Below are 23,165 nucleotides of genomic sequence, written 5' to 3'. Positions count from 1 at the left end.
TGCACCACTCACGCGGGTCCGGGAGGCCCCGGCAGCGCTTTCGAGGCCACTCCGTTACGTGGGGTTCGACGATTCCCCTTACCCGAGGGGAAGTTGGGGCCAGAGGTTCACGATGCCGTCCGGAAAAGGGGCAGCCCGCCGACGGGGGACGATCGGCGGGCTGCCCGGGGTGGTGCCGCAGTGGCTAGTGGACGGAGTGCTCCTCCAGCGGGAACGTTCCGCCGACGACGTCCTGCGCGAACGCCTTCACCGCGGTGCCCATGACCTCACGCAGGTCGGCGTACTTCTTGACGAACTTCGGCATCCGGCCGGACGTCAGACCCAGCATGTCGGTCCACACCAGCACCTGCGCGTCCGTCTCCGGGCCGGCTCCGATGCCCACGGTCGGGATGTGCAGCACCCGGGTCACCTCGGCCGCCAGCTCCGCCGGGACCAGCTCCAGGACGACCGCGAAGGCACCCGCGTCCTGCACGGCCTTCGCGTCCCGCAGCAGCTGCTGCGCCGCCTCCTCGCCCCGGCCCTGCACGCGGTAGCCCATCGCGTTGACGGACTGCGGGGTCAGGCCGATGTGGGCCATGACCGGGATGCCGGACTCCACCAGGAGGCGGATCTGCTCGTGCGAGCGCTCGCCGCCCTCCAGCTTGACCGCGCCGACCCCGGCCTCCTTCACCAGCCGGGTCGCCGAGCGCAGCGCCTGCACCGGACCCTCCTGGTAGGAGCCGAAGGGCAGGTCGCCGACGATCAGGGGGCGGGTCGTCCCGCGGACGACGGCCGCCGAGAGCATGGTCATCTCGTCGAGGGTGACGGGCACGGTGGTCTCGTAGCCGAGGTGACAGTTGCCCGCCGAGTCACCGACGAGGATCACCGGGATCCCGACCTCGTCGAAGACGGACGCGGTCATCGCGTCGTAGGCGGTGAGCATGGGCCACTTCTCGCCCCGCTCCTTGGCGAGGGCGATGTCGCGGACGGTGATGCGACGCGTGCCCTTCCCCCCGTACAGCGCCTTGCTGCCGTCGGAGGGCTTGTTCTGGGCAGCCGAGAGCTGCGTCATGGCAACGGCTCCTTCAGTCATCTCGAGGCGCCCTGACGGCGTCCCCGGACCGTCTCCATGGTGGCACCTCGTGCCAGACACGGCCAGAGGGGGTCCCTGTGATTAAGACCTTGGCAAAGAAAATAAGATACGAGACGGTTCCGTATCGGAATGGTCATAGGCTCGGACCCATGACAAGTCCCGTCCCTGCCCCCCGGATACCGGAGGCGGTGCACCGGCGCCGCTGGGCGATCCTGGGCGTGTTGATGCTGAGCCTGCTCATCGTGGTGCTCGACAACTCGATCCTGAACGTCGCCATCAAGACCATCTCCACCCCGGCGCCCACCGGCCTCGGCGCCACCCAGAGCGAGATCGAGTGGGCGATCAACGCCTACACCCTCGTCTTCGCCGGCCTGCTGTTCACGTCCGGCCTCGTCGGCGACCGGATCGGCCGCAAGAAGGTGCTCCTCGGCGGCATCGCCGTGTTCGGCATCGGCTCGGCGCTCGCCGCCGAGTCCGGCTCCCCGTCCCAGCTGATCGCCTACCGCGCGCTGATGGCCGTCGGCGCCGCCTTCGTCATGCCCGCCACCCTCGCCGTACTGATGAACGTCTTCGAGCGCGACGAGCAGCCCAAGGCCATCGGCATGTGGGCCGGCGGCGTCGGCCTCGCCATCGCCATCGGCCCGATCACCGGCGGAGCCCTCCTCGACCACTTCTGGTGGGGCTCGGTCTTCTTCGTCAACGTGCCGATCGTGATCCTCGCGCTCGTGCTGATGGTGTGGCTGGTGCCCGACTCCCGCGACCCCAGCCCCGGCCGCCTCGACCCCATCGGCGTGGTCCTGTCCGTCGTCGGCCTCGTCCTGCTGGTCTACGGCATCATCAAGGGCGGCGAGCTGGCCGACTTCACCGACGCGAAGGTCCTGGCGACCATCATCGCCGGCCTCGTCGTGCTCGCCGGGTTCGTCGTCTTCGAGAAGCGCAGCGACCACCCGTCGCTGGACGTCAGCTACTTCAGGAACAAGGCCTTCTCGGCCGCCATGAGCGCCATCGCGCTGGTCTTCTTCGCGCTGATGGGCGTCACGTTCTTCGGTGTCTTCTACACCCAGAGCGTGCGCGGCTACTCCCCGCTGGAGTCGGGCGTGCTGATGCTGCCCCTGGCCGTCGCCCAGCTGGTCTTCGCGCCGCGTGCCCGCCTGGTGGTCGACCGGTTCGGCAACAAGGCCACCACCACCGCCGGTCTGCTGCTGATCGCGGCGACGCTGGCCGCGTTCGCCGGTTTCGAGGCCGACACCCCGATCTGGCTGCTGGAAGTCGTGTTCTTCCTGATGGGCACCGGCATGGCGCACATCATGACCCCCACCTCGGTCGTCATCATGCAGACCCTGCCGCGCGAGAAGGCCGGTTCCGCCTCCGCGCTCAGCAACACCTTCCGCCAGGTCGGCGGCGCCCTCGGCATCGCCGTCCTCGGCTCGGTGCTCGCCACCTCGTACCGCGACGGGATCGAGGGCAAGCTCGGCGCGCTGCCGCCGGCCCTGCGCGACACCGCGGGCGAGTCCATCCAAGCCACCCTCGGCATCGCCGAGAAGCTGGGCCCGCGGGGCCAGGCCCTGGTCACCCCCGCCGACGACGCCTTCCTGCACGCCATGCACGTCACCGCCCTGTGCGGTACGGGTGTCGCGCTGGTCGGAGCCGTGGTGGTGGCCCTGTTCCTGCCGGGCAGGCCGCCCGCCGGGCAGCGCAAGGACAGGGAAACGGAGTTGGTCGGCGCCAAGGACTGACGGTCCGGCGCGACTTTCACGGGGGAAGGAGCCCGCTGCGGGACAATCTCCGCAGCCAGTGAAAGGACGGTACGACGTGAGCCTTGCCGACAGCCGGCCCCGGCCGGAGGGACCCGCACGGGGCCGGCCGCGCAGCGAAGCGGTGGAACACGCCATCCTGGAAGGCGTGATGAAGCTCCTGGAGGAGGGCGTCCCCCTCGCCGAGCTGTCCATCGAGCGCGTCGCGCGCACGGCCGGGGTCGGCAAGGCCACCATCTACCGCCGCTGGAGCGGCAAGGAGGAACTCTTCGTCGACGTCGTACGCGCCGCCGAACCCCCCGACCCCGAACTCCCCGGCACCTCCCTGCGCGACGACCTCGTCGTGCTGCTGGAGTCCCTGCGCCGGCGCGGTCTGGCCAGCCGCTCCTCGGCGATCCTGCACAACGTGTACGCGCAGATGAAGAGCAGCCCGCGGATCTGGGCCGCCTACCACGCCAGCGTCATAGAGCCCCGCCGCGTCCTCGGCCTGGACGTGCTGCGCCGCGGGCGGGAGAACGGCGAACTGCGCGCCGACGTCGACCTGGAGCTGGCCAACGACATGTTCGTCGGCCCCATGCTCGTCCGCGCCGTCCTGCGCCCGGACGGGGACCTGCCCGAGGGACTGGCGGCGCAGATCGTCGACACGGTCCTGGCCGGCCTACGGCCCGTCAGCTCCACAGCCTAGTCACGCCGATGTGCGCGTTTCGTCACAGACCATGCCCGGACGGGGACTAAACGGAACTCTGCGCCCCGCACCGTTCGTCGTCCTCTTCCGTAAGGCCGTCACGGGACGGCGGGAACGGGACCGATCATCCCCTAGGGTCGGAAGCGGACGGGGGACGAACGGTGTGCACGGCAGGCAGTGAGGCAGACGGTATGGCGCAGCAGGCGTACATGACGGAGACGGGCAACGGCGGCTCGGGGCCCGAGCGACCGGGATCCCGGCTTCGGCGCCTCGCGCACCGGCTGACCGCGGGCTGGAGAGGCGATCCACGCGTCTGGCGCCGTGGCCTCGTGCTGGCCGCGCTGGCCCTGCTCCTCGGCCTGGTGATGCTGGTGCACTCCCGCATCCCGAACCGGGTGGGCAACCTCGGCAGTCTCACCGAGACCTTCCTGCCCTGGCTGGGCCTGGCCGTCCCGGTGCTGCTGGTCCTCGGCGTGCTGCGCCGGTCGGCGACCGCGCTCGTCGCCGTGCTCCTCCCGGCGGTCGTCTGGCTGAACCTGTTCGGCGGACTGCTCACCGACCGGTCGGGCGGCGGCGGCGACCTGATGGTGGCCACCCACAACGTCAACGCCGACAACCCCGATCCGGCGGCGACCGCCCGCGACGTGGCCGCCTCCGGCGCGGACGTCCTGGCCCTGGAGGAGCTGCCCGCCTCCGCCGTCCCCGTCTACGAGAAGGCGCTGGCGGCGACGTACAAGTACCACGCGGTGGCCGGCACGGTCGGCCTGTGGAGCCGGTATCCGATGGCCGGCGTCGAGGCCGTCGACATCAAGCTCGGCTGGACGCGGGCGATGCGCGCCACGGTCACCACCCCCAAGGGCCCGGTCGCGTTCTACGTCGCCCACCTGCCCTCGGTGCGGGTGAAGATGAAGGCCGGGTTCACCGCCCGGCAGCGCGACAAGAGCGCCGACGCGCTCGGCGAGGCCATCGCCGACGAGCCGCTCCAGCGCGTGGTGCTGCTCGGCGACCTGAACGGCACGATGAACGACCGTTCGCTCAACGCCGTCACCTCGCAGCTGCGCTCCACCCAGGGCGCGGCCGGCAGCGGCTTCGGGTTCAGCTGGCCGGCGTCGTTCCCGATGGCGCGGATCGACCAGATCATGGTCAAGGGCGTGCAGCCGCAGAGTTCCTGGACGCTGCCCCGCACGAACAGCGACCATCTGCCGGTGGCGGCCCGCGTGAGGGTGTGAGCCGTCCCACAGCTCGGCCGGTGACGGCACTCACAGTGGCAACCAGGACGTCACCTGCTGGAATACTGGGCCGGAGAGGATTTGTTCCGTACGGGAACATACCCGCGGATCTGTACGGCACCACCTCTCTGAAAGGCCCTTCATGCCCCTGGCCCTGCTCGCCCTCGCCGTGGGCGCCTTCGGCATCGGTACGACCGAGTTCGTGATGATGGGCCTGCTGCCCGACGTCGCGCACGACCTGCACATCTCGATCCCCAGCGCCGGGCACCTGGTCTCGGCGTACGCGCTGGGCGTCGTCATCGGCGCCCCGCTGCTGGCCGCCGTCACGGCCCGGATGTCCCGGCGCACGGTACTGATCGCCCTGATGGCCCTGTTCGTCGTGGGCAACGCGCTCTCCGCGTTCGCCCCCGGCAACGGCTCCCTGCTCGCCGCCCGCTTCCTCAGCGGACTGCCGCACGGCGCCTTCTTCGGCGTCGGCGCGGTCGTCGCCACGGCCATGGTCCCGCCGGAGCGCAAGGCCCGCTCGGTGTCCCTGATGTTCCTCGGCCTGACCGTCGCCAACATCGCCGGCGTGCCCGCCGCCACCCTCATGGGCCAGCACCTCGGCTGGCGGGCCACGTTCCTCGGCGTCAGCGCGATCGGCCTGGTCGCGATCGCGTCCCTGGCCCTCCTCATACCGCGCGACGGCACGCACACGGCGCCGTCGGCCGGTCTGCGCGGTGAACTGGCGGCCCTGAGGTCCCTGCCGGTGTGGCTGGCCCTCGGCACCACGGTGGCCGGCTTCGGCGCGCTCTTCGCCGCCTACAGCTACGTCACCCCGATGCTCACGGACACCGCCGGCTTCGCCGAGACGAACGTCACCCTGCTCCTCGCGCTCTTCGGCGTCGGCGCCACCGCCGGCAACCTCCTCGGCGGCCGGCTCGCCGACCACTCCCTGCGGGGCACCCTCTTCGCCGGCCTGGCCTCCCTGGCCGTCGTGCTCGGGCTGTTCCCGCTGCTGATGCGCGCCGAGTGGAGTGCGGCCCTCGCCGTGACCCTGCTCGGCGCGGCGGCGTTCGTCACCGGCTCCCCGCTCCAGCTGATGGTCATGGAGAAGGCGTCGGCGGCACCCTCCCTCGCCTCCTCGGCCAACCAGGCCGCCTTCAACCTGGCCAACGCCGGCGGCGCCTGGATCGGCGGCCTGGCCCTCGCGGCCGGCTTCGGCGCGACCTCCCCGGCGCCGGCCGGTGCCGCCCTGGCCGTCCTGGGCCTGGGGGTCGCGGGCGTGGCCCAGGTGGTGGACCGGCGCCGGGCGACTCCGTCGGCGGGCCGCGTGGTCACCTCCCATGTGCCGGAGGGATCAGGGATGTTGCACCACTGACCCGTCCCGCGGCCGCAGCCCGGCGGTACGCTGGACCGGCCGCCGGCGCCGTGCCGGAGGTGCGCGCAGGCTCACCCCTCTACGGGAGGCACGGTGCAACGGACGACGGTGGCGGCCGAGGACCGGCCGGGTGTGCGGTGGGGCTGGTTCCTGGCCTGGCTGGCCGTCGGCGGGGCCTTCGCCCTGGGACTGGCCGCCCTGCTGTCGGTCGGCGTGATCCTGATCGTCCTGGCCGCGGCGGCCGCCGTGTTCCTGCTCCGCCGGGGACCCCGGACCGCCGTCACCGGGAGCCTCACCGGCCTGGCCCTGCCGCTCCTCTACCTCGCCTACTCCAACCGGGGCGGCCCCGGCACCGTGTGCGCCACCACGGCCGCCGCGCAGACCTGCACCGACGAGTACGCCCCGGTGCCGTTCCTGGCCGGCGGCGTGCTGCTGTCCGCCGCCGGCGTCCTCCTCTTCGTCCTCCTCGGCCGCCGCTCCGGCCGCCGAGCGCGCCCTGCGGCTACCAGGTGACCGGCAGCCGCACCGGGAAGCGGCGGATGGTCCCGGTGTCCCACTCGACGTCCTCCGGTGCGACGGCGAGGCGCAGCTCGGGGAAGCGGGTCAGCAGGCCGGTGACCGCGCTCTCCAGCTCCGCCCGCGCGAGCGGCGCGGCGAGGCAGTGGTGCCCGCCCCACCCGAACGTCATGTGCGGGCGCACCGGCCGTTCGAGGTCCAGCGTGTGCGGATCGGGGAAGACGGCCGGATCGCGGTTGGCCGCCAGATAGGACACGTGCACGTAGTCACCGGCCGCTATGGCGGTCCCCTCGACCTCGGCGTCCTCCAGGGCGATCCGCGGGATGCCCACGCCCTTGCGGAACGGGATGAACCGCAGCAACTCCTCCAGCGCATCGGGGAACCGGCCGGGATCGCGCGCCAGCGCGGCACGCTCCTCGGGCCGGGTCAGCAGCAGGTAGACGATGTTGCTGATCTGGCAGGTCGCGGTGTCGTTGCCGCTGAGGATGAGCGTCACGGCCATGACCGCCAACTCGTCGTCCGTCAGCGGCTCCTCGCCCGGCGGCACCGGGGCGGTGACCATCGCGCTGAGCAGGTCCTCACCCGGTGCCTCGCGCCGGGCCGGGATCAGCCCGGCGAAGTACTCCCGCAGGGCCGCCTTGGCGTCGGCCGCGTCCTTCCGGGCGGCCGGCGAGGTGACCAGCAGCCGCATCGTGTACGTACGCAGCCGCTCGCGGTCGGCCTCCGGTACGGCCAGCAGCTCGCAGATCGTCAGGTGGGGCAGCGGAACCGACAGGGACGTCACCAGGTCCGCGGGCGGCCCCGACTCGGCCACCGCCGACAGCAGCTTCGCCGCGACCCCGTCCACAGCCGGCCGCATCGCCGCCACCCGCTCCCGGGTGAACGCCTGGGCCGCCGCCTGCCGCAACCGGGTCACGTACGGCGGGTCCGTCACGTTGATCGATTCCGGTGACACGATCGGCTCCGGCGTCATCCTCGGATAGTCCCGCCCGATGATCGCCGCCCGGCTGAACCTGGGATCGCACGTCACCTGGCGCACTCCGGCGAAGCTGGTCACCAGCCACGCCTCGGCCTCACCGTAGGGCAGCCGGATCCGGCTGACCGGGCCCCGCTGGGCCAGCGAGGCCAGTGAGGGGTCGTATTCCAGCGCGTCGGCGAAGTCGAAGGGGCAGTCGAGCACTGCCGGGTCATGGAACGACATACAGCCTCCTTGGCGCGCCGCTGGGCGCATCACTTGCGAGGGTGCGAGGGGGACGGCCGTGGACCCCGGGGGCGATACGGGAAGGCGCCGCCACAGGGTGCCACCCGTCCCTGGAAAACGTCATCACCAGCCAATATGCGACAGTTCGGCGCGCCTCGCAGAACAGGAGCTTCAGGCAAGCTGTTCCGGTTCGGGCAACTCGCACCAGACCGTCTTGCGGTCCGGCCCCCGGTCCACACCCCACCGCTCGGCGAGCGCGTCGACGAGGGCCAGACCGCGGCCGGACTCCGCCGTGGCCGCGGCGGACAGCAGGACGGGCAACGCGCGCGGATCGGGGTCGGTCACCTCGACGCGGGTACGGCCCGCGGCCGCCGCCCCCGTGACCCGTACGGTCACCGGGGTGCCCTCACCCAGGTGGTCGATGACGTTCGTCAGCAGCTCCGTGGCACAGAGCCGGACGTCGAAGCCGTGCTCACGCAGGTGGCGGCGCAGCTCCGGCGCGGCCTTCGGCGTGGCGAGCAGATGCACTTCCAGCGGCGTCATCAGCCGGCCGCCGTTTTCCGCAGCGCGGCGGCGAGGGCGCGGGCCGTGGCCGTGTTGCAGCTGCCGAGCGCGACCAGCCCGGCGGGCGGCGCGTACGTCCCCGCGAAGCTCGGCAGGTCGGCGCGGAGGGAGGGCAGCGTGATGTCGTGCAGGGCGAGGGCGGTACGGAGTTCCTCGACGCAGAGGGTGACGTCGTAGGCGGTGGGGGAGCGGTCTTGCATAGGGGGTGTTGACCTTCTGTGCGGTGTGTGACGAACACCTCACAGAGTGTCGCCCGGCTCGCTACGGTGAAAGAGGTTTCGCGTTCGCGACCAGGGCAGCGGAGGAGGGCGAGTGGTGGCTCGCGGCAAGGACATCGACGGCTCGGTCAGCGTCCCGACCTTCTACGGCAAGGAGTTGCGGTGGAAGCGGGAGGCGGCGGGGATGTCGCTGGAGACGTTCCTGGAGGGCAGCTTCTACGGCAAGACGTACCTCAGCGACATCGAACACGGGGAGCGGAGGATGCCGGTCGAACTGGCCCGGCACGCGGACCGGGTACTGGGCACGGACGGGTTCTTCGAGCGGCACTGTGAGGATGTGCGGAAGGCCAGGAAGGGTACGCACGCCGAGTACTTCGCCGATGTGCCCGACCTGGAGAAGCGGGCCTTGGAGATCGAAGAGTGGGATCCGATGCTGATCCCGGGTCCGTTGCAATCGGAGCCGTACATCCGGGCTGTGATCCTCTCGGCGTACCCTGCGGAATCCGAGGAGGTGCTGGCTGCCAAGGTGGCCGACAGACGTGAGCGGGCGTGGCTTTTCGAGGACAAGGCCTCGCCCGAGACCTGGGTCGTACTGCATGAGCAGGTCATCTGGAACCCGATCCTGCCCCCGGACGAGATGGCGGAACAGTTGGCCCACCTGGTGGAGGTGCTGGCCAAGCGTCGGGCGTTTGCGCAACTCGTGCTGCGGAACGCCGGGACGTACCCCTTCATGATGGGCACCTCGAGGTTCATGACCTTCAGCGACGCACCGCCGCTCATGTATACGGAGGGGATGTACAGCGGCCAGTTGATCGACGATCCGGTGCTCGTGAAGCAGTACGCGAAGGCTTACGGTCGTCTGAGGGCCGCCGCACTGGATACCAAGGCGTCCTTGCGACTCATCGAGCGAGCAGCTGAGGACTTCCGAAATGGCAAGCAGCTTCCCCAACTTGACTGACGCCCTCTGGATCAAGTCCACCTACAGCAACGGTGACGGCGGACACTGTGTCGAGATCGGCAGCGATTTCCCCGGCGCTGCCCTCTGGCGCAAGTCGAGCCACAGCAACGCCACCGGCGGTGACTGCGTCGAAGTCGCCGACAACATCCCCGGTCTCGTCCCCGTCCGGGACTCCAAGTGCCCCGACGGAGCCGCCCTCGTCCTCCCCGCCACCGCCTGGGCCCCCTTCATCGCCTCCCTGAAGTCGGCGTAGCGGGCAACGCGAAGGGGCGTGCGGTCCACCCGGACCACACGCCCCCTGCCGTTCAGCGGAGCGTCAGTGCTTGCCGTACGACTTCACGTAGCCGTCCGCCGGTGAGCCGACGCCCGTCACGTCGTCGTAGCCCTTGACCGCGGACAGCGAGCTGTCCTTGCCGAGGCTGCGCACCGAGTACAGCAGGCCGCCCGACTTGTCGAGGCCGTTGGCGAAGTCCACGCGGACGACCGCCAGGCCGGAGCCGGTCGGGTTGTCCGTGACGTCGTGGAAGACGCCCTTCTTGTTGTACTTGGCGTAGATCGTCGGGTTGGCGAAACCGATCGCCTCGCCGCCGCGCGCCTCCTGGGCCAGGGCCTGGACCGCCGCGATCACCGGAGCGGCGAGCGAGGTGCCGCCGATGCGGTACTCGCTGTACTGCTGGGTGCCGTCGGGGAAGGACTGGGTCTGGCCGACCAGGAAGCCGGTGTTGGGGTCGGCGATGGCCGCGATGTCCGGGACGACGCGGTTGCCGGTGGCGTTGTTGGCCTTGGCGAGCGAGTCCGGGACGACGCCCTTCTGGTAGTACGGCTCGGCGACGTTCTTGCTGGTGCCGCCACCCGCGCCCGAGGTGAACGCGCCGGGGAAGTTGGTCCAGCTCTTGCCGTCGGCCGACAGCGCGGCCTTCTGGGTGCCCCAGCCGGTCTCCCACTGGTAGGCGTCGCCCTTGCCGACCGCGAGCGAGGTGCCGCCGACCGCCGTCACCCACGCCGAGTTGGCGGGGGTGTCGACCTGCTTCGTACCGCTCTTGGCGGCCTGGTCGCCGTCGTCACCGGAGGAGAAGTAGAAGCCGATGCCCTGCACCGCGCCCAGCTGGAAGACCTGGTCGTAGGCGGCGGCGAGGTCCGGCGTCTGGTTGGCCTCGATGTCGCCCCAGGAGTTGGAGACGATGTCGGCCAGGTGGTTGTCGACGATCTTGTTGAGCGAGTCGAGCAGGTCCTCGTCGTAGCAGGACGCGGCGCCCACGTAGGTGACGTCGGCGGCCGGCGCGACCGCGTGCACGGCCTCGACGTCGAGGGTCTCCTCGCCGTACCAGCCGGCCGCGCCGCACTCCTCGGTCCTGGTGTAGTTCGCCGGCAGCGACTGGTGCAGCTGGCCGGTCTTCCACGCCGCGTCACCGTGCTTCTTGGCGTAGCTGCCCGCGTCGAAGGCGATGGTGGGCGAGGCGTAGGCGTCCGTGATGGCGATGCGGACGTGCTTGCCGGTGTACGCGCCGGCGCCGTACGCGGCACGCAGCTGCTCGCCGGTGTAGCCCTTGATCGCGTACGGGATCTTGTGGCCGTAGGCGTCCGGCAGCGTGCTCGCGGTGTTCGAGCCGTAGTACGAGGAGAACGGCCCGGAGTTCTTGAACACGGCGTCCGGCGGCGGCAGCTGGTCCTCGTGGGTCGCCTTGTGCGGGGCGTTGTCCAGGCCGGTGACGGTGAGGACGGCGCCCTTCAGGCCGGCCGGCACCGACGCGGTCCGCGCGGGGGCGCGGTACGTCTTCGACCCCTTGGCGAAGTTGTGCAGCTGGGTGCCGAACGCCTTCTCGGCGGCGGCCACGTCACCGGAGACGGCGACGTAGTGCGGGGTGACCCCGGTGACGGTCAGACCGGCCGACTTCAGCCAGGACGTGACCGCGGCCACCTGCGCCTTGGTGGCCCCGAAGCGGGCCTGTGCCTTCTTGGCGCTGAGGTACTTGCCGTACAGCGGTGAGCCGGGGTCGGACACCGCCTTGGCGTAGGCGGCGAGGCCCGCCGCGTCCCGGCCGGCCAGGTAGACCCGGGCCTTGACCTGGGCGCGGTCGGACGTCGCGCCCTTGTCCGCCTTGGCCGTGGCCCACGCGGGCCTGGAGCCCTTGAGGGTGTCGCGGGCCGGGGAGTCCGCGGCGTGGGCCGCGGGCATGCCGAGCGCCAGCGCGCCGGCGATCATGGGCAGTGTCGCTGCCATGCTCACACCGGCGCGCACGGTGGCACGGTTGGATCTCATAGAACCCCCTGCGATGCGTTTCGCATGCATGTAGTGGTCGGTACGTCGTGGTTCCGCGCGCCGGCCCGCGGCGGTGTCGGCCGGCGAAGGGATCACACGATGGGGGTCACTCTTGCGATGAACCGTTCATGTCAGGGGAACGTAAAAGTCAAGAGAAGCCCAAGGAGCCGTCATGCAGGGCGCTTTGAGTCTTTCGTCCCGACGGTGGTGTTACGAACAGGCGTGCGCGCCCCGCTCACGAACGGGCGTGCGCGCCCCGCTCCTTGAGCATGTCGGCCATCAGCTGTATCTCCGACCGCTGGGCCTCCACCATGCCCCGGGCGAGCCGCTTCTCCACGCCGACGGCGCACTTGGCGACACATCCCTCGGCCATGTGGACGCCGCCCTTGTGATGGTCCGTCATCAGCTGGAGGTAGAAGACCTCGGCCCGTTTCCCGCTCAGCGTGCCGAGCTTCCTCAGGTCGGAGTTGGTCGCCATGCCCGGCATCAGCGCGCCGTCCTTGCCGGCGGGCATGTCCCCCATGCCCATCCAGGTCATCGGCGGCTGCGCCGACACCTTCGGCAGCTCCCACAGGTCCAGCCAGCCCAGCAGCATGCCGCGCTGGTTGGCCTGGGTCTGCGCAATGTCGTACGCGAGGCGCCGGACCTCGGCGTTCTTCGTGCGGTCCCGCACGATGTACGACATCTCGACGGCCTGCTGGTGGTGGACGGCCATGTCCCGGGCGAACCCGGCGTCCGCCGACTCCGCGCCCGGCGCGCGCGTGCCCGCCCCGCCCGTGTCCTCGGCCACCGCGTACGTGATCGCACCGGCCGCGACGAGCACCGCTGCCGCGGCCCCCGCGGTCCAGCCGACGTGCCGGCGCCTCACTTCATGGCCCCGCCGGTGCACGAGGCACCCGGCTCGGGCGTCTGGCGGCCCTGCACATAGGTGGAGAAGAACTTGTCCACCTCGGGGTCGCCCGCGCTCTTCACCGCCACCTGGTGGCCCCACGCCGACAGGATCAGCGGGGCGGCCTGGTTCTCGTACGGGCTCATCAGCGAGTACGGCGTCTTCTTCACCTTCGCCGCCAGCGCGTCGACGTCCGCCTTCGGCGCCTTGCCCGTGTACGTCACCCAGACCGCGCCGTGCTCCAGCGCGTGCACGGCGTTCTCGTCCTGCACGGGCTTGGTGTACACGTCGCCGTTGCAGTTCAGCCAGACCGGGTTGTGGTTGCCGCCGACCGGCGGGTGCATCGGGTACGACACCTTGGTCGTCACGTGCGTCCGCGACAGCTTGCCCGACCAGGTCCGCACCCCGTCCTTGCCGGTGGTGAAGTGGCCGGAGACCCCGGCACTCTTGGCGTCACCGCTCGCGGCCGCGTCCTTGTCGCCGGACTGCTTGTGCACGAGGACCACACCGCCGACGACGAGACCGGCGACGACCACCACGCTCGCGGCGATGGTGAGCACCCGGTTGCGGCGGTCGCGGACACGCTCCGCGCGCCGCATCTCCTCTATGCGCGCCTTGCGCGCCGCGGTGCTGCTGTTCTTGCCGGAACCCATGAGGCGTGTCCTTCTGCGGAAGGGGGGACGTGGACGGTGGGGCCCGCTGATCGTAATGCGCGGGGGCCGTGGTTCCGTAGGGAGGGCGCGGGAACCGGCTGATTTGAAGCGCGGATGCGCGTTACCTACCCTCGCGGTATGCGGCTGCTGCGCTCCACCGACCTGGCTCTGCGTGTCCTGATGCGACTCGCGGTCGCCGCCGGCGCCACGCCCACCACCCGCCAGGTCGCCGCGGACATGGACGTGCCCTACACGCACGCCGCGAAGGTCGTCGCCGAACTCCAGCACCTCGGCCTCGTCGACGCCCGCCGCGGCCGGGGCGGCGGCCTGGCCCTGTCCGAACGGGGGCGGACGGCGTCGGTCGGCGCGGTGGTGCGCGCCTTCGAGGGCGACGGCGACGTGGTCGAGTGCGAGGGCACGGCCCCCTGCCCGCTGCGCGACGGCTGCCGCCTGCGCGGTGCCCTGCGCCGCGCCCAGGAGGCCTTCTTCGCCACGCTGGACTCCGTCACGGTCGCCGAGATCGTCACCGAGCCGACCGGGCCGCTGCTGCTGGGCCTGACCCGGGGGCCGGGACCGGCCTGAGCGCTCCGCGGCCGGCCCCGGCGCTGCCGCCGCTCAGTCCTGGGCCAGCCACAGGTCGGGGCCGAACACCTCGTAGTGCACGTCCGCCGGAGCCACGCCCCGCGCGATCAGCTGGGCGCGGACCGCGCGCAGGAAGGGCAGCGGGCCGCACAGGTACGCGCGCGTGCCGGGCGGCACGGCGATACCGGCCAGGTCGACCAGACCGGTCCGGGTGCCCGGCTCGGCGTCCCGCTCGTAGAAGAGGTGCACGGCCGACTCCGGCAGCCTGCCGGCGTACGTCGTCTGGTCGGCGCGCAGGGCGTGGTCGGCGGGGGAGCGGTCGCCGTGCACGACGGTGACCGGGCCGCGGTGGCCCGAGGCGGCGAGATCGGCCAGCATCGCGACCATCGGGGTCACGCCGATGCCCGCCGAGGCGAGCAGCAGCGGCGTGTCCGGTCCGCTGGCCAGGACGAGATCGCCGTACGGCTCGGACAGCTCCAGCAGGTCACCGGGGCGCACGCGCGCGTGGAGGTGGTTCGAGACCTCGCCGTCGGGCGCCGTACCGCCGTCCACCCGCTTGACGCTGATCTGCCGCACCGTCTCGCCCGGCGCGCCGGACAGGCTGTACTGCCGTATCTGCCGGGCCCCGTCGTCCAGGGTGACGCGGACGGAGACGTACTGCCCGGCGCGGAAGCCGGCCACCGGGCCGCCGTCGGCCGGCCGCAGCCGGAAGGTGACGACGTCCGCGGTCTCCGCCACCCGCTCGACCACCTCGAACTCCCTGAAGCCCCGGCCGGCGCTCTCCTCGTACAGCCGCTTCTCGACGGCGACGAGGGCGTGCGCCATCAGCCAGTACACCTCGTCCCAGGCGGCGGCCACCTGGGGCGTGACGGCGTCGCCGAGAACCTCGGCGATGGCGGCGAAGAGGTGCTCGTGGACGACCTCGTACTGCTCGGCGCTCACCCCGAGGGAGGCGTGCTTGTGCGCGATCCGGGCCAGCATCGCGTCGGGCCGCCGGTCCGGGTGGTCCAGCAGGTGGGTGGCGAAGGCGGCGATCGAACCGGCGAGGGCCTGCTTCTGGGCGCCGGAGGCCTGGTTGCCGCGGTTGAACAGGTCCCGCAGCAGTTCGGGCTGGGCGGCGAACAGGCGGCCGTAGAAGCGCTCGGTGATCTCGCCGATGGCCGCGCCGACGGCGGGCAGGGTGGCGCGGACGGTGGCTGCGGACTGTTCGGTCAGCATCGGGACTCCTCGGAGGACTCGGCTGACCGGCACGCTATGAAAACTTGCATATGAGATGCAAATTAAGCGGCCGTGGTGTCGCTCACCGGGGCGGCGGACCGGCCATCGGCGCCGAGCGGACCGGCCATTACGGATGACGGCCCGAGCAGGCAAGATGGGCGGCAGAGCGGTACACCGGCCGTAAGAGAGGCGTTCAGTTCCAGGACGCTCGGGCGATCAAGGTCCGCAACGCGCACGAAATGGTGTTGTGGTGGGATGCTCAGGTGCCCGACCGCCTCCCGTGATACGGGAGACAGGCGGCCTGACCAGCAAGGATGGGGAAGCGGAAGATGGACAAGCAGCAGGAGTTCGTGCTCCGGACGTTGGAGGAGCGCGACATCCGGTTCGTACGCCTGTGGTTCACGGACGTGCTGGGCTTCCTCAAGTCCGTCGCCGTGGCCCCCGCCGAGCTGGAACAGGCCTTCGACGAGGGCATCGGCTTCGACGGCTCCGCCATCGAGGGCTTCGCCCGGGTCTACGAGTCCGACATGATCGCCAAGCCGGACCCGTCCACCTTCCAGGTCCTGCCCTGGCGCGCGGAGACCCCCGGCACGGCCCGCATGTTCTGCGACATCCTCATGCCGGACGGCTCCCCGTCCTTCGCCGACCCGCGCTATGTCCTCAAGCGCGCCCTCGCCCGCACCTCCGACCTGGGCTTCACCTTCTACACCCACCCGGAGATCGAGTTCTTCCTGCTGAAGGACCGCCCGCTGGACGGCTCCCGCCCCACCCCCGCCGACAACTCCGGCTACTTCGACCACACGCCCACCAACGTCGGCATGGACTTCCGCCGCCAGGCGATCACCATGCTGGAGTCGATGGGCATCTCCGTGGAGTTCTCCCACCACGAGGGCGCCCCGGGCCAGCAGGAGATCGACCTGCGCTACGCCGACGCCCTCTCCACGGCCGACAACATCATGACGTTCCGCCTGGTCATGAAGCAGGTGGCGCTGGAGCAGGGGGTCCAGGCGACCTTCATGCCCAAGCCGTTCTCCGAGCACCCCGGCTCGGGCATGCACACCCACCTCTCCCTCTTCGAGGGCGACCGCAACGCCTTCTACGAGTCCGGCGCGGAGTACCAGCTCTCCAAGGTCGGCCGCTCCTTCATCGCCGGCCTGCTCCGGCACGCGGCGGAGATCTCCGCGGTCACCAACCAGTGGGTGAACTCCTACAAGCGCATCTGGGGCGGCTCCGAGCGCACCGCCGGCGCCGGCGGCGAGGCCCCCTCGTACATCTGCTGGGGCCACAACAACCGCAGCGCCCTCGTCCGCGTCCCCATGTACAAGCCCGGCAAGACCGGCTCCGCCCGCGTGGAGGTCCGCTCCATCGACTCCGGCTCCAACCCGTACCTGGCGTACGCGGTGCTGCTGGCCGCCGGCCTGAAGGGCATCGAGGAGGGCTACGAACTCCCGCCGGGCGCCGAGGACGACGTCTGGGCCCTCTCCAACGCCGAGCGCCGCGCCATGGGCATCGAACCCCTCCCGCAGAACCTCGGCGAGGCCCTGACCCTCATGGAGAGCAGCGACCTGGTCGCCGAGACCCTCGGCGAACACGTCTTCGACTTCTTCCTGCGCAACAAGAAGTCGGAGTGGGAGGAGTACCGCTCCGAGGTCACGGCCTTCGAGCTGCGCAAGAACCTGCCGGTGCTGTAGCAGCAGGTCAGACCGATATCAGGCTCTGACACCCGTGTGGCCGACCGCTCGTCGTGGTCGGCCACACGGCGTCTCAGCGCCTCTGGGCCGTCTCTGGGCCGTCCGGCGCCGGGTCGGCGCCCTCGTAGAGGCTGTCCACGGCTTTCCGGGCCCGTGCGTCGCTGCTCGGCATGAGATGGGTGTAGACCCGGAGTGTGAAGCCCGGGTCGGTGTGTCCCAGGTAGTGACTCAGGGCCTTGATGTTCTCGCCGGCATCCAGCAGGACCGAGGCGTAGAAGTGCCTCAGGGCGTGCATGCCGTGCTCGCGGGCGGCTTGGTGCCTCTGGCCCGGCTCCGGCTGCGGGATCACACCGGCCGCCACGAGAGCGGGTTTCCACGCGTGGACGTTGAAGTCGGTTCGCCGAATGGCGCCGGCACCATCCGGCCGGGTGAACAAGAGTCGTTTCGTGATGAGTGGCCCGTCGGGCCGAAGCCACGGAAGAGCGACCTGTACCGGGGGAATCGCCTCCATATGCCTCTTCAGGAGGTGTGCCAAGCGGTCCGGTAGGGGGACGTCGCGCACCTTGTTTCGCTTCGGCGGCGAGAACACGAGACGTCCCCTGGTCACCTTCACCTGGTTCCCGACGTGCAGCCATCCAGAGTCGAAGGCGATGGCATCAGCGGCGAGTCCGAAGATCTCCCCCTGACGAAGACCGCACCCGGCGCCCAGATCAACAATCGCGCGAAATCGCTCTGGCAGGGCTGCCCGGACGGCAAAGACGTGTTCCGCACTCCAGGGACAACCCGTCCCGTGCCAGGGGCAGGGGGCCGAACGGACTGAGCGCGGCATGGGTTCTTCGACAGGTGACCATCATCGACGGCCGCGCTGAGGATAGACGAGACGTTGTTATAGATCACGCGCCGATACGACGATGCAGGGACGATCCGTTCCAGTTCACTCAGCCAGTCCCGGATGTGCTCCGGCTTGAAGGACCCCAAGGGGCGCGGCCCTAAGTAGGGAATGGCGTGCCCCCGAATCGCAGACTCGACCGATTCCCGCGTTGTCATGTCGGTGGTCTGGGTCTTCAGCCACTTCTCGGCGTACTGCCGGAACGTCACGCGGCCGGCGGCGGGGTCCACGTACTGGCCGCGCGACATGTCTGCCTCGACGTGAGCCAGCTACTGATCAGCGAGACGCTTCTGACCGTCAGGGAACGACTTGCTCTTCTCGGTTCCGTCGGGGCCGATGTACCGAGCGCGGTACCGCATGCCCGTGCCGTATCAAAGGACTCGAGGTGGGGCCACTACGCCCTCCGGTAGTCAGGGCTGGTCATGGGGCGAAGGGACCGCGTCCGTCCGAAGCGCGGATTTCTGCGTCACCGCGTCATTTGCGTCATTCAGGCCCCTGACCTGCGGATTTGGGTGACGCAGCGGGGTGGGGGTGCGTCACCGGTGACGCAGGCTGTCCGTCACGGGTGACGCGGGGTGACGCAGCGAGCGGCCGTCTGCGTCACGGCTGTATGCCCAGGTCACCCACCGTTTTTCGGGGCTCTGTGACGCAGGTGACGCAGCGTTTCCTACTTAAGGAAAAGGAGGAGGCGTCTGTGGTTGTCCCGTGTCACCGAACTTGGACCGAATGTCATCGAAGCTGGACCGAACACAGTTCGCGACAACGAAGATGGGCCGCCGCAGGTCGGGTGTGCGGCTGTCGCGAGAGGTCACGGACGGTGCAGACCCCCATTGATGAGGGCGATTCAGCGGTTCGCTCCGGGGCCGTCTGAGCGCCGGCCGATTCAATGGAGGTTCCGGCAGTGCGCTGACCTGCGCCGGTGCATCTTCGCTGTCACGAACCGCACAGTTGTCGATGATACGGACATGTCAGTGCCCGGCGACGTGGACGTTGTCAGTAGGCAGCGGTAGGGGTCTCGCCCTTCAGCGCCTGCTGGGCTCGGGTGGCAACCGTGTGGGTGAGGTTGCTGAGCGTGTCGAGATCGACGCTGGTCCCGTGCTCGTTCCGGGCGTAGATGTTGAACATGACGGTCCCGCAGTGGACGACGCTCCGTGCCTCCCCTTTGTCCACGCCAGTGAGGATGCCGGGATAGATCACGCTGAAGAAGGCTGAATCCTCGCAGTAGGAGGGCAGCGTTTCTTCCGTCACGCCGCTGGGCGGGCTGCTGGCCTCCTCTGCTCTCTGGCCGAGGTATCCCTGCGCGCTGGCGTCATGGCTGGAGTACGTCACGACCTCGATGTGCACCTTGTCGAAACCGGCCTCAGGTCCCGCGTTGTACCACGCTGTCAGGTCTAGCAGCGAGTGCTTGCAGATGTCGCGGAGCGTCCCGTCCTTCTCGACGCCCACACGGCCGTTAAGGCATGTTTCCTTCTGTGGTGAGCCGCTGGCGAAAGTCCAGCCGTCCGGCAGGCTTTCCGGACCGGGAAGGATCTGCTCCGCCAGGGCCGCGTCGCTCACTACCGGGACGGGCGCGCCACCGGACGGCGCCGATGGGGCGGAGGACGCCGTGCGGGGACTTCGCGGAGAAGTACCGCTGGACACCACCCCCGGAGAGTCGTCGCCGGCAATCACCTGCGCCCCGCCGTATGCGGCCAGGGCTAGCAGCGCAAGCAGCAGCGCCGCGGCCGCGGTGAGAGATACGCGAGCGCTCCGGGTGTTGTTGATCGTCAGCGGGCCCAGTGAGATCTGGCTCCGCCGCACCTTGGCGCCAGCGCCGATGACGATGCTGTCCTCATACGAGTGGCTGATCGTGTAGGCGGGGGGAGCGGCTTGAGACGACCCGGCCAATGCTGCAGCCACACGGTGTTGGAAGTCGGGGTCGGCTTCAATGGCCTCGCGGATCGCTTCCTGGAGCCCTTGTGTTGCATTTGGATCCGCCGGGGCAGCGCTCACCCTGGCCAGAGCGGCCCGGCCTTCCTCCGAAGTGCCCAACCGTGCCCGTACCACGTCTCCCAACGCTCGGCCTGCCTCGGTGCCTGCCCCTGTCGCCATGGCGGTCAGTACCTGTACAGCCGATAACGCCATGCTGCCCGCTGCGTCCATGCGTCCCCCTGCGTGTCCGGGCACTGAGAGAACCACAGCAGCCGCCAGCCGCGCTAGACGCCTCGGGCAGCCGCATCGGCCACGCGTAGGTCACTGCCGTTCTCACCGACGACGTCCACTACGACCTTCGTCTCCCCGATTCCGACGAGGCGCTTACCTACTACTGGCACCCCTGGTGTCGGAACCACTGACATCCTGATGTCGCCCGACGGCAGTGGTCCGACTTCGATGGCAATCGGTCCAGGTTCGCTGTCACCGGTCAGTGGTGGTGTAGTGCGGCTCAGGGCGTGAAGAAGGAGCCGCTTCGCGGCGCGACCTCGCGGGCGGCGCCGCCGCCGAACAGCAAGAGCAGCACGCCTGGCCGGGGGTGCTCCTATTGCTCGTGCGTTCGGGGCGGTGCCGGTCGTCGGTCAGAACGCCTGCTGCTCGTATGGAGTGGGGGCCGGCGACCGGGTCATCTCGATGTAGCGGCCCTCCCTGGTGCGGCCCGAATCGATGAGGACGCCGCGGGCGGCCAGGGTCGGCTGTAGCCGCTTGAGGCGGTCGGAGAGGACTTTGCCGGTGGTGGGCCAGCCTTTGGGCAGGGGGTGGAAGTCCTCGCCGGTGTAGAGGCGGGTGAGGCAGTGCAGCCACTCCGTGAGGTCATCCGCTGCTCTGCGCCCGGTTCGATGTCTGCGGCGTGCCGAAGGACGGTCTGCGCATAGGTGGGCGAAGTCGGCCATCCGCAGGTCGGTGGGGGTGTCCGCGTGCGCGGCCCGCACTTTCACTGTCAGGTCCAGCAGGGAGCCGAGAACGATCGGCAGGATCTCCGCGTATTCCCTCCATAGCTCTGCCTCGGTTCGCCGTACCCGGGGCCGCACGAGGCGGAGCGGGAGGAGGCGTTCGGCGAGGTCGGGCCGGATGATGCCGACGTCGATGCCGGTCAGGAGCATGGGGCGCCGATAGCGGGAGCGGACGACGTCCCCGTCGGTGAAGAGAGCGCGAGCCACTTTGGCGCGAGCCTCGCAGATCATGGCCCTAAATCCGCTCCACCGACCTGAAAACCTGCGTTCCCCGTCAAGAATATGCACGAAACGCAACCGAAGGCGGGAGCTTGTCGACGCCTACCACAAGTCTACAGTTGCTGTGAATGGTGCGGAGTCTGTCCATTCCGGCAAGGCCTGCAACGTCCACCTCGGCATCCTTATCGGTCAGGTGCAGCACTCTTAGATTATTGAAGCATGTGAGCCAACCCAGGTCGCCTCCCCAAGTATCTCTAGTGAGCCATAGCTGCCAAAGCGTCGAAGGATCAATATTCTCGCTCAATTGCTCGGCCGACATCGGGGCGTCAACGCGGATCATAGGTCTACCACCCATGCGGTTTAGCACCTCAACTTCTTGCAAGCTTGACACAGAGAAGAAAAGATCCTCCACACTCAGGTGTGAAATCACCTCTTCGCCATACCGCTTCGTGTCGAATCGATGCCACGAGTTAGCGAGTTGCGTGCGAATCACTACATCGCGCGAACGGCGATATGCAGCCATGATAGGGATTGCCTGATCGGTTCCAACCGTGGAAGCAATCGCAATAGTGTAGCGAGCCTGCTCACCGACGTCGTGAGAGTCGACAGGCAGGAACTCAAGCACAATCGGCCCGACTTCGCCAAGCGCCATTACGTCATCCATGTCCTGAGGCGGAAATAGGGCGGCGGCCCTCTTCTCCACAGCACTGCGCACTCGTGGATCCAGTTCAGTTGCGTGCTCAAGGCAGGCCATTGCCAAGAGATGAAGTCGAGCCCGGGCGGCCCGAGAGGGACTGGCATCTCCGTCTGCAATTATGTGCCCGATTAGCTCGGCTCGCTCATGCGGACGAGCGTGCGCCACCGCCATTCGAAGAACGTCTTCCCACTGACTGGCGCCAGCATTGGAGACAAGAAGGCCAATATCCCACTGCTCTACGGCCCTTTTCGCCCCTAAGTAGTCCTGAAATGTGCGATGAATAAAATCGATGCGACCAGCACTCGGTTCACGGAGAAGTCCGCTGCGCATAAGCAGGTGACGAAAAACTTGTTGAGCGTCCCCTTGGGCGGCAGCTGAGGCGACAGAGGGCAGCGCGTCTGAAATGATCCGCTCAGCTAAACTGCGATCCATTTCAGCGCGATTATTGCGGATCAGCCAGTGGGCGAGCTTTTGAAGGAGCTGAATCCTCGGCTCCTCTCTGAGGTGGATCCCGTCTGGCTCGCCCATGTTGCGCTCTCGGTCTCGCCGATAAAACATAGAGAGCGCGGCTTCGTAGAGCTCCTTCCTCCCTTCGGGAAGAAAGGCGCGCCGGTCGCGATGGAGCGCACAAATGAGACCACACATCAGCGGGTTGGTTGCAAGGCGACTCAAGTCCTGTTTAGACCTTACGGCCGCAAGGAGCGAATCTCTGAACGAGTCCGAGGCGCCCGCTGCCGCATGCCACCGCTGAATAAATGAAGCAACATCGCTGTATCCCATAGGGGCCAGTATCAGCTCGGCAAAACCCTGAGCCTTCAGCCAGTCTTCCGGAACGGCTGAAGGGCGCGACGTTGTTAACCAGAGGTTCCCAGGGAAGCTACCAAGCAAATCATTGATCCAGGTATGCGTCTTGTCGCGTTCCGCCTCCGGGATTTCGTCGACCCCGTCAATCATTACTAACGCCCGGCCGGCCGCTAAAACCCTCTCCATCCACCCATCGGGCTGCATGCCTGACAAGGGGCAGTTCACTGAAGACAGGAACTGACTAGGCAGCGGCAAATCCTTCCCCGCACGACTAACGCTACGCAGCGACAGTGCGAGAGGGATTCGCCCTCTTAGGTATTCAAGCGGACCATCCAATTGTTGAGTGGCGGCGGTGACGGCGAGCCACTGAATCAACGTGGTCTTTCCTGACCCTGCCACTCCCCGCAGCATCACCCGAGGCTTTTCCGCGAGCACTTGATCCGAGGGAACATCAGTGTGAACTGTAACGTAACGCGAATCAGTCGACGCATCGTCGCTGCCTGCGGCATGGAGCTGCCTCGACCCGGCATGCAGGGTCAAGTAGGCAGTGTCGATCGGCCACTGTCCCGGAGCTTCAGTTAGGTCGATCCCGTAAATCGTAAGCTGGGAATGTTTATGCGCCACATAGGCGAGATATCTCTCTTCAAATGCAGCGTCTTCCATCAGTCGATCGGCGTTCCGGCTGTTCGATGCCGCTGAGGCTGAAGGTGCCGGTGAACTTCATGGTGACGTTGCCGACGCCGATGATGATGCCCGCGGCGGCCGGCACCAGGTTCAGCGGG

At 69.0% G+C, this 23,165-nt stretch carries 19 protein-coding genes and 2 pseudogenes; 9 read left to right on the top strand and 12 right to left on the bottom strand.

The window, feature by feature from the left end; translation table 11 throughout:
* Positions 1-184: 184 nt before the first annotated feature.
* Entirely contained in the window at positions 185-1,051 is an 867-nt protein-coding gene (panB, locus tag ABZ117_RS29215; RefSeq protein ID WP_356824870.1) for a 3-methyl-2-oxobutanoate hydroxymethyltransferase, read from the bottom strand.
* Positions 1,052-1,221: 170 nt separating this feature from the next.
* On the opposite strand from panB, the gene ABZ117_RS29210 reads away from it, so the two are divergent.
* The 5 genes from ABZ117_RS29210 to ABZ117_RS29190 all read left to right on the top strand — a co-directional run bounded on the left by ABZ117_RS29210 (position 1,222) and on the right by ABZ117_RS29190 (position 6,613).
* Entirely contained in the window at positions 1,222-2,808 is a 1,587-nt protein-coding gene (locus ABZ117_RS29210) for an MFS transporter (protein ID WP_356824868.1), read from the top strand.
* A gap of 76 nt (positions 2,809-2,884) precedes the next feature.
* On the top strand, positions 2,885-3,511 hold the full coding sequence (locus ABZ117_RS29205) for a TetR/AcrR family transcriptional regulator (RefSeq protein WP_356824866.1): 627 nt from the start codon (positions 2,885-2,887) through the stop codon (positions 3,509-3,511).
* Positions 3,512-3,702: 191 nt separating this feature from the next.
* Positions 3,703-4,740 carry an endonuclease/exonuclease/phosphatase family protein gene (locus ABZ117_RS29200; protein WP_356824864.1) on the top strand — a complete coding sequence of 346 codons (1,038 nt, stop codon included), beginning with the start codon at positions 3,703-3,705 and terminating at the stop codon, positions 4,738-4,740.
* A 142-nt stretch (positions 4,741-4,882) separates the two neighbouring features.
* Positions 4,883-6,100: an MFS transporter gene (locus ABZ117_RS29195; RefSeq protein WP_356824862.1), complete on the top strand. Its 1,218-nt coding sequence runs from the start codon at positions 4,883-4,885 to the stop codon at positions 6,098-6,100.
* 93 nt (positions 6,101-6,193) lie between these two features.
* Entirely contained in the window at positions 6,194-6,613 is a 420-nt protein-coding gene (locus tag ABZ117_RS29190; protein WP_356824860.1) for a hypothetical protein, read from the top strand.
* On the opposite strand, the gene ABZ117_RS29185 is transcribed toward ABZ117_RS29190, so the two are convergent.
* The 3 genes from ABZ117_RS29185 to ABZ117_RS29175 form a co-directional block, all read right to left on the bottom strand.
* Positions 6,603-7,817: a cytochrome P450 gene (locus tag ABZ117_RS29185; protein WP_356824859.1), complete on the bottom strand. Its 1,215-nt coding sequence runs from the start codon at positions 7,815-7,817 to the stop codon at positions 6,603-6,605. The two genes, ABZ117_RS29190 and ABZ117_RS29185, sit on opposite strands and share 11 nt — an antisense overlap.
* A 171-nt stretch (positions 7,818-7,988) precedes the next feature.
* A complete protein-coding gene (locus ABZ117_RS29180) occupies positions 7,989-8,360 on the bottom strand; it encodes an ATP-binding protein (protein ID WP_356824857.1) in 372 nt (123 codons plus the stop codon).
* Positions 8,360-8,581: a hypothetical protein gene (locus ABZ117_RS29175; protein WP_356824855.1), complete on the bottom strand. Its 222-nt coding sequence runs from the start codon at positions 8,579-8,581 to the stop codon at positions 8,360-8,362. Before ABZ117_RS29175 ends, ABZ117_RS29180 begins: the two co-directional genes overlap by 1 nt.
* A gap of 115 nt (positions 8,582-8,696) precedes the next feature.
* Between ABZ117_RS29175 and ABZ117_RS29170 the strand changes: the two genes are divergently transcribed.
* Entirely contained in the window at positions 8,697-9,557 is an 861-nt protein-coding gene (locus ABZ117_RS29170; RefSeq protein WP_356824853.1) for a helix-turn-helix transcriptional regulator, read from the top strand.
* Positions 9,550-9,810: a DUF397 domain-containing protein gene (locus tag ABZ117_RS29165; protein ID WP_356824851.1), complete on the top strand. Its 261-nt coding sequence runs from the start codon at positions 9,550-9,552 to the stop codon at positions 9,808-9,810. Before ABZ117_RS29170 ends, ABZ117_RS29165 begins: the two co-directional genes overlap by 8 nt.
* 63 nt (positions 9,811-9,873) lie before the next feature.
* Here the strand turns inward: ABZ117_RS29165 and ABZ117_RS29160 are convergent, their stop codons facing one another.
* The 3 genes from ABZ117_RS29160 to ABZ117_RS29150 form a co-directional block, all read right to left on the bottom strand.
* Entirely contained in the window at positions 9,874-11,817 is a 1,944-nt protein-coding gene (locus ABZ117_RS29160; RefSeq protein WP_356824849.1) for a S53 family peptidase, read from the bottom strand.
* Positions 11,818-12,052: 235 nt separating this feature from the next.
* Positions 12,053-12,685: a DUF305 domain-containing protein gene (locus ABZ117_RS29155; protein WP_356824847.1), complete on the bottom strand. Its 633-nt coding sequence runs from the start codon at positions 12,683-12,685 to the stop codon at positions 12,053-12,055.
* On the bottom strand, positions 12,682-13,359 hold the full coding sequence (locus tag ABZ117_RS29150; protein ID WP_356824845.1) for a DUF3105 domain-containing protein: 678 nt from the start codon (positions 13,357-13,359) through the stop codon (positions 12,682-12,684). Before ABZ117_RS29150 ends, ABZ117_RS29155 begins: the two co-directional genes overlap by 4 nt.
* Positions 13,360-13,497: 138 nt before the next feature.
* Here ABZ117_RS29150 and ABZ117_RS29145 point away from each other — a divergent pair, with 138 nt between their 5' ends.
* Entirely contained in the window at positions 13,498-13,941 is a 444-nt protein-coding gene (locus tag ABZ117_RS29145; RefSeq protein ID WP_356824843.1) for an Rrf2 family transcriptional regulator, read from the top strand.
* Positions 13,942-13,974: 33 nt separating this feature from the next.
* On the opposite strand, the gene ABZ117_RS29140 is transcribed toward ABZ117_RS29145, so the two are convergent.
* Positions 13,975-15,159, bottom strand: a complete 1,185-nt coding sequence (locus ABZ117_RS29140) for a globin domain-containing protein (RefSeq protein WP_356824841.1) — start codon at positions 15,157-15,159, stop codon at positions 13,975-13,977.
* A gap of 329 nt (positions 15,160-15,488) precedes the next feature.
* On the opposite strand from ABZ117_RS29140, the gene glnA reads away from it, so the two are divergent.
* On the top strand, positions 15,489-16,850 hold the full coding sequence (gene glnA, locus ABZ117_RS29135) for a type I glutamate--ammonia ligase (RefSeq protein ID WP_121791281.1): 1,362 nt from the start codon (positions 15,489-15,491) through the stop codon (positions 16,848-16,850).
* Positions 16,851-16,923: 73 nt separating this feature from the next.
* Here glnA and ABZ117_RS29130 read toward each other — a convergent pair.
* The 4 genes and pseudogenes from ABZ117_RS29130 to ABZ117_RS29115 form a co-directional block, all read right to left on the bottom strand.
* Positions 16,924-17,987 (bottom strand): annotated as a pseudogene (locus ABZ117_RS29130) (site-specific integrase).
* 745 nt (positions 17,988-18,732) lie between these two features.
* Positions 18,733-19,881: a hypothetical protein gene (locus tag ABZ117_RS29125; RefSeq protein WP_356824839.1), complete on the bottom strand. Its 1,149-nt coding sequence runs from the start codon at positions 19,879-19,881 to the stop codon at positions 18,733-18,735.
* Positions 19,882-20,291: 410 nt separating this feature from the next.
* Positions 20,292-20,981, bottom strand: a pseudogene (locus ABZ117_RS29120) (ATP-binding protein); the annotation flags it as partial.
* Positions 20,938-22,794, bottom strand: a complete 1,857-nt coding sequence (locus ABZ117_RS29115) for an NACHT domain-containing protein (protein WP_356824978.1) — start codon at positions 22,792-22,794, stop codon at positions 20,938-20,940. The pseudogene ABZ117_RS29120 and the gene ABZ117_RS29115, both read right to left, overlap by 44 nt.
* Positions 22,795-23,165 lie beyond the last annotated feature (371 nt).

The organism is Streptomyces sp. NPDC006309 (genome assembly GCF_040613095.1).
Lineage (GTDB): Bacteria > Actinomycetota > Actinomycetes > Streptomycetales > Streptomycetaceae > Streptomyces.
This window is presented reverse-complemented; position numbering and strand designations above follow the sequence as displayed.

What these genes read in the sequence shown, in the direction of transcription:
- ABZ117_RS29180 (WP_356824857.1), bottom strand. Translation starts at nt 8,360, where the DNA reads ATGACGCCGCTGGAAGTGCATCTGCTCGCCACGCCGAAGGCCGCGCCG.
- ABZ117_RS29150 (WP_356824845.1), bottom strand. Translation starts at nt 13,359, where the DNA reads ATGGGTTCCGGCAAGAACAGCAGCACCGCGGCGCGCAAGGCGCGCATA.
- panB (WP_356824870.1), bottom strand. Translation starts at nt 1,051, where the DNA reads ATGACGCAGCTCTCGGCTGCCCAGAACAAGCCCTCCGACGGCAGCAAG.
- ABZ117_RS29200 (WP_356824864.1), top strand. Translation starts at nt 3,703, where the DNA reads ATGGCGCAGCAGGCGTACATGACGGAGACGGGCAACGGCGGCTCGGGG.
- ABZ117_RS29195 (WP_356824862.1), top strand. Translation starts at nt 4,883, where the DNA reads ATGCCCCTGGCCCTGCTCGCCCTCGCCGTGGGCGCCTTCGGCATCGGT.
- ABZ117_RS29140 (WP_356824841.1), bottom strand. Translation starts at nt 15,159, where the DNA reads ATGCTGACCGAACAGTCCGCAGCCACCGTCCGCGCCACCCTGCCCGCC.
- ABZ117_RS29145 (WP_356824843.1), top strand. Translation starts at nt 13,498, where the DNA reads ATGCGGCTGCTGCGCTCCACCGACCTGGCTCTGCGTGTCCTGATGCGA.
- ABZ117_RS29210 (WP_356824868.1), top strand. Translation starts at nt 1,222, where the DNA reads ATGACAAGTCCCGTCCCTGCCCCCCGGATACCGGAGGCGGTGCACCGG.
- ABZ117_RS29160 (WP_356824849.1), bottom strand. Translation starts at nt 11,817, where the DNA reads ATGAGATCCAACCGTGCCACCGTGCGCGCCGGTGTGAGCATGGCAGCG.
- ABZ117_RS29185 (WP_356824859.1), bottom strand. Translation starts at nt 7,817, where the DNA reads ATGTCGTTCCATGACCCGGCAGTGCTCGACTGCCCCTTCGACTTCGCC.
- glnA (WP_121791281.1), top strand. Translation starts at nt 15,489, where the DNA reads ATGGACAAGCAGCAGGAGTTCGTGCTCCGGACGTTGGAGGAGCGCGAC.
- ABZ117_RS29115 (WP_356824978.1), bottom strand. Translation starts at nt 22,794, where the DNA reads ATGCTGCGGGGAGTGGCAGGGTCAGGAAAGACCACGTTGATTCAGTGG.
- ABZ117_RS29125 (WP_356824839.1), bottom strand. Translation starts at nt 19,881, where the DNA reads ATGGACGCAGCGGGCAGCATGGCGTTATCGGCTGTACAGGTACTGACC.
- ABZ117_RS29175 (WP_356824855.1), bottom strand. Translation starts at nt 8,581, where the DNA reads ATGCAAGACCGCTCCCCCACCGCCTACGACGTCACCCTCTGCGTCGAG.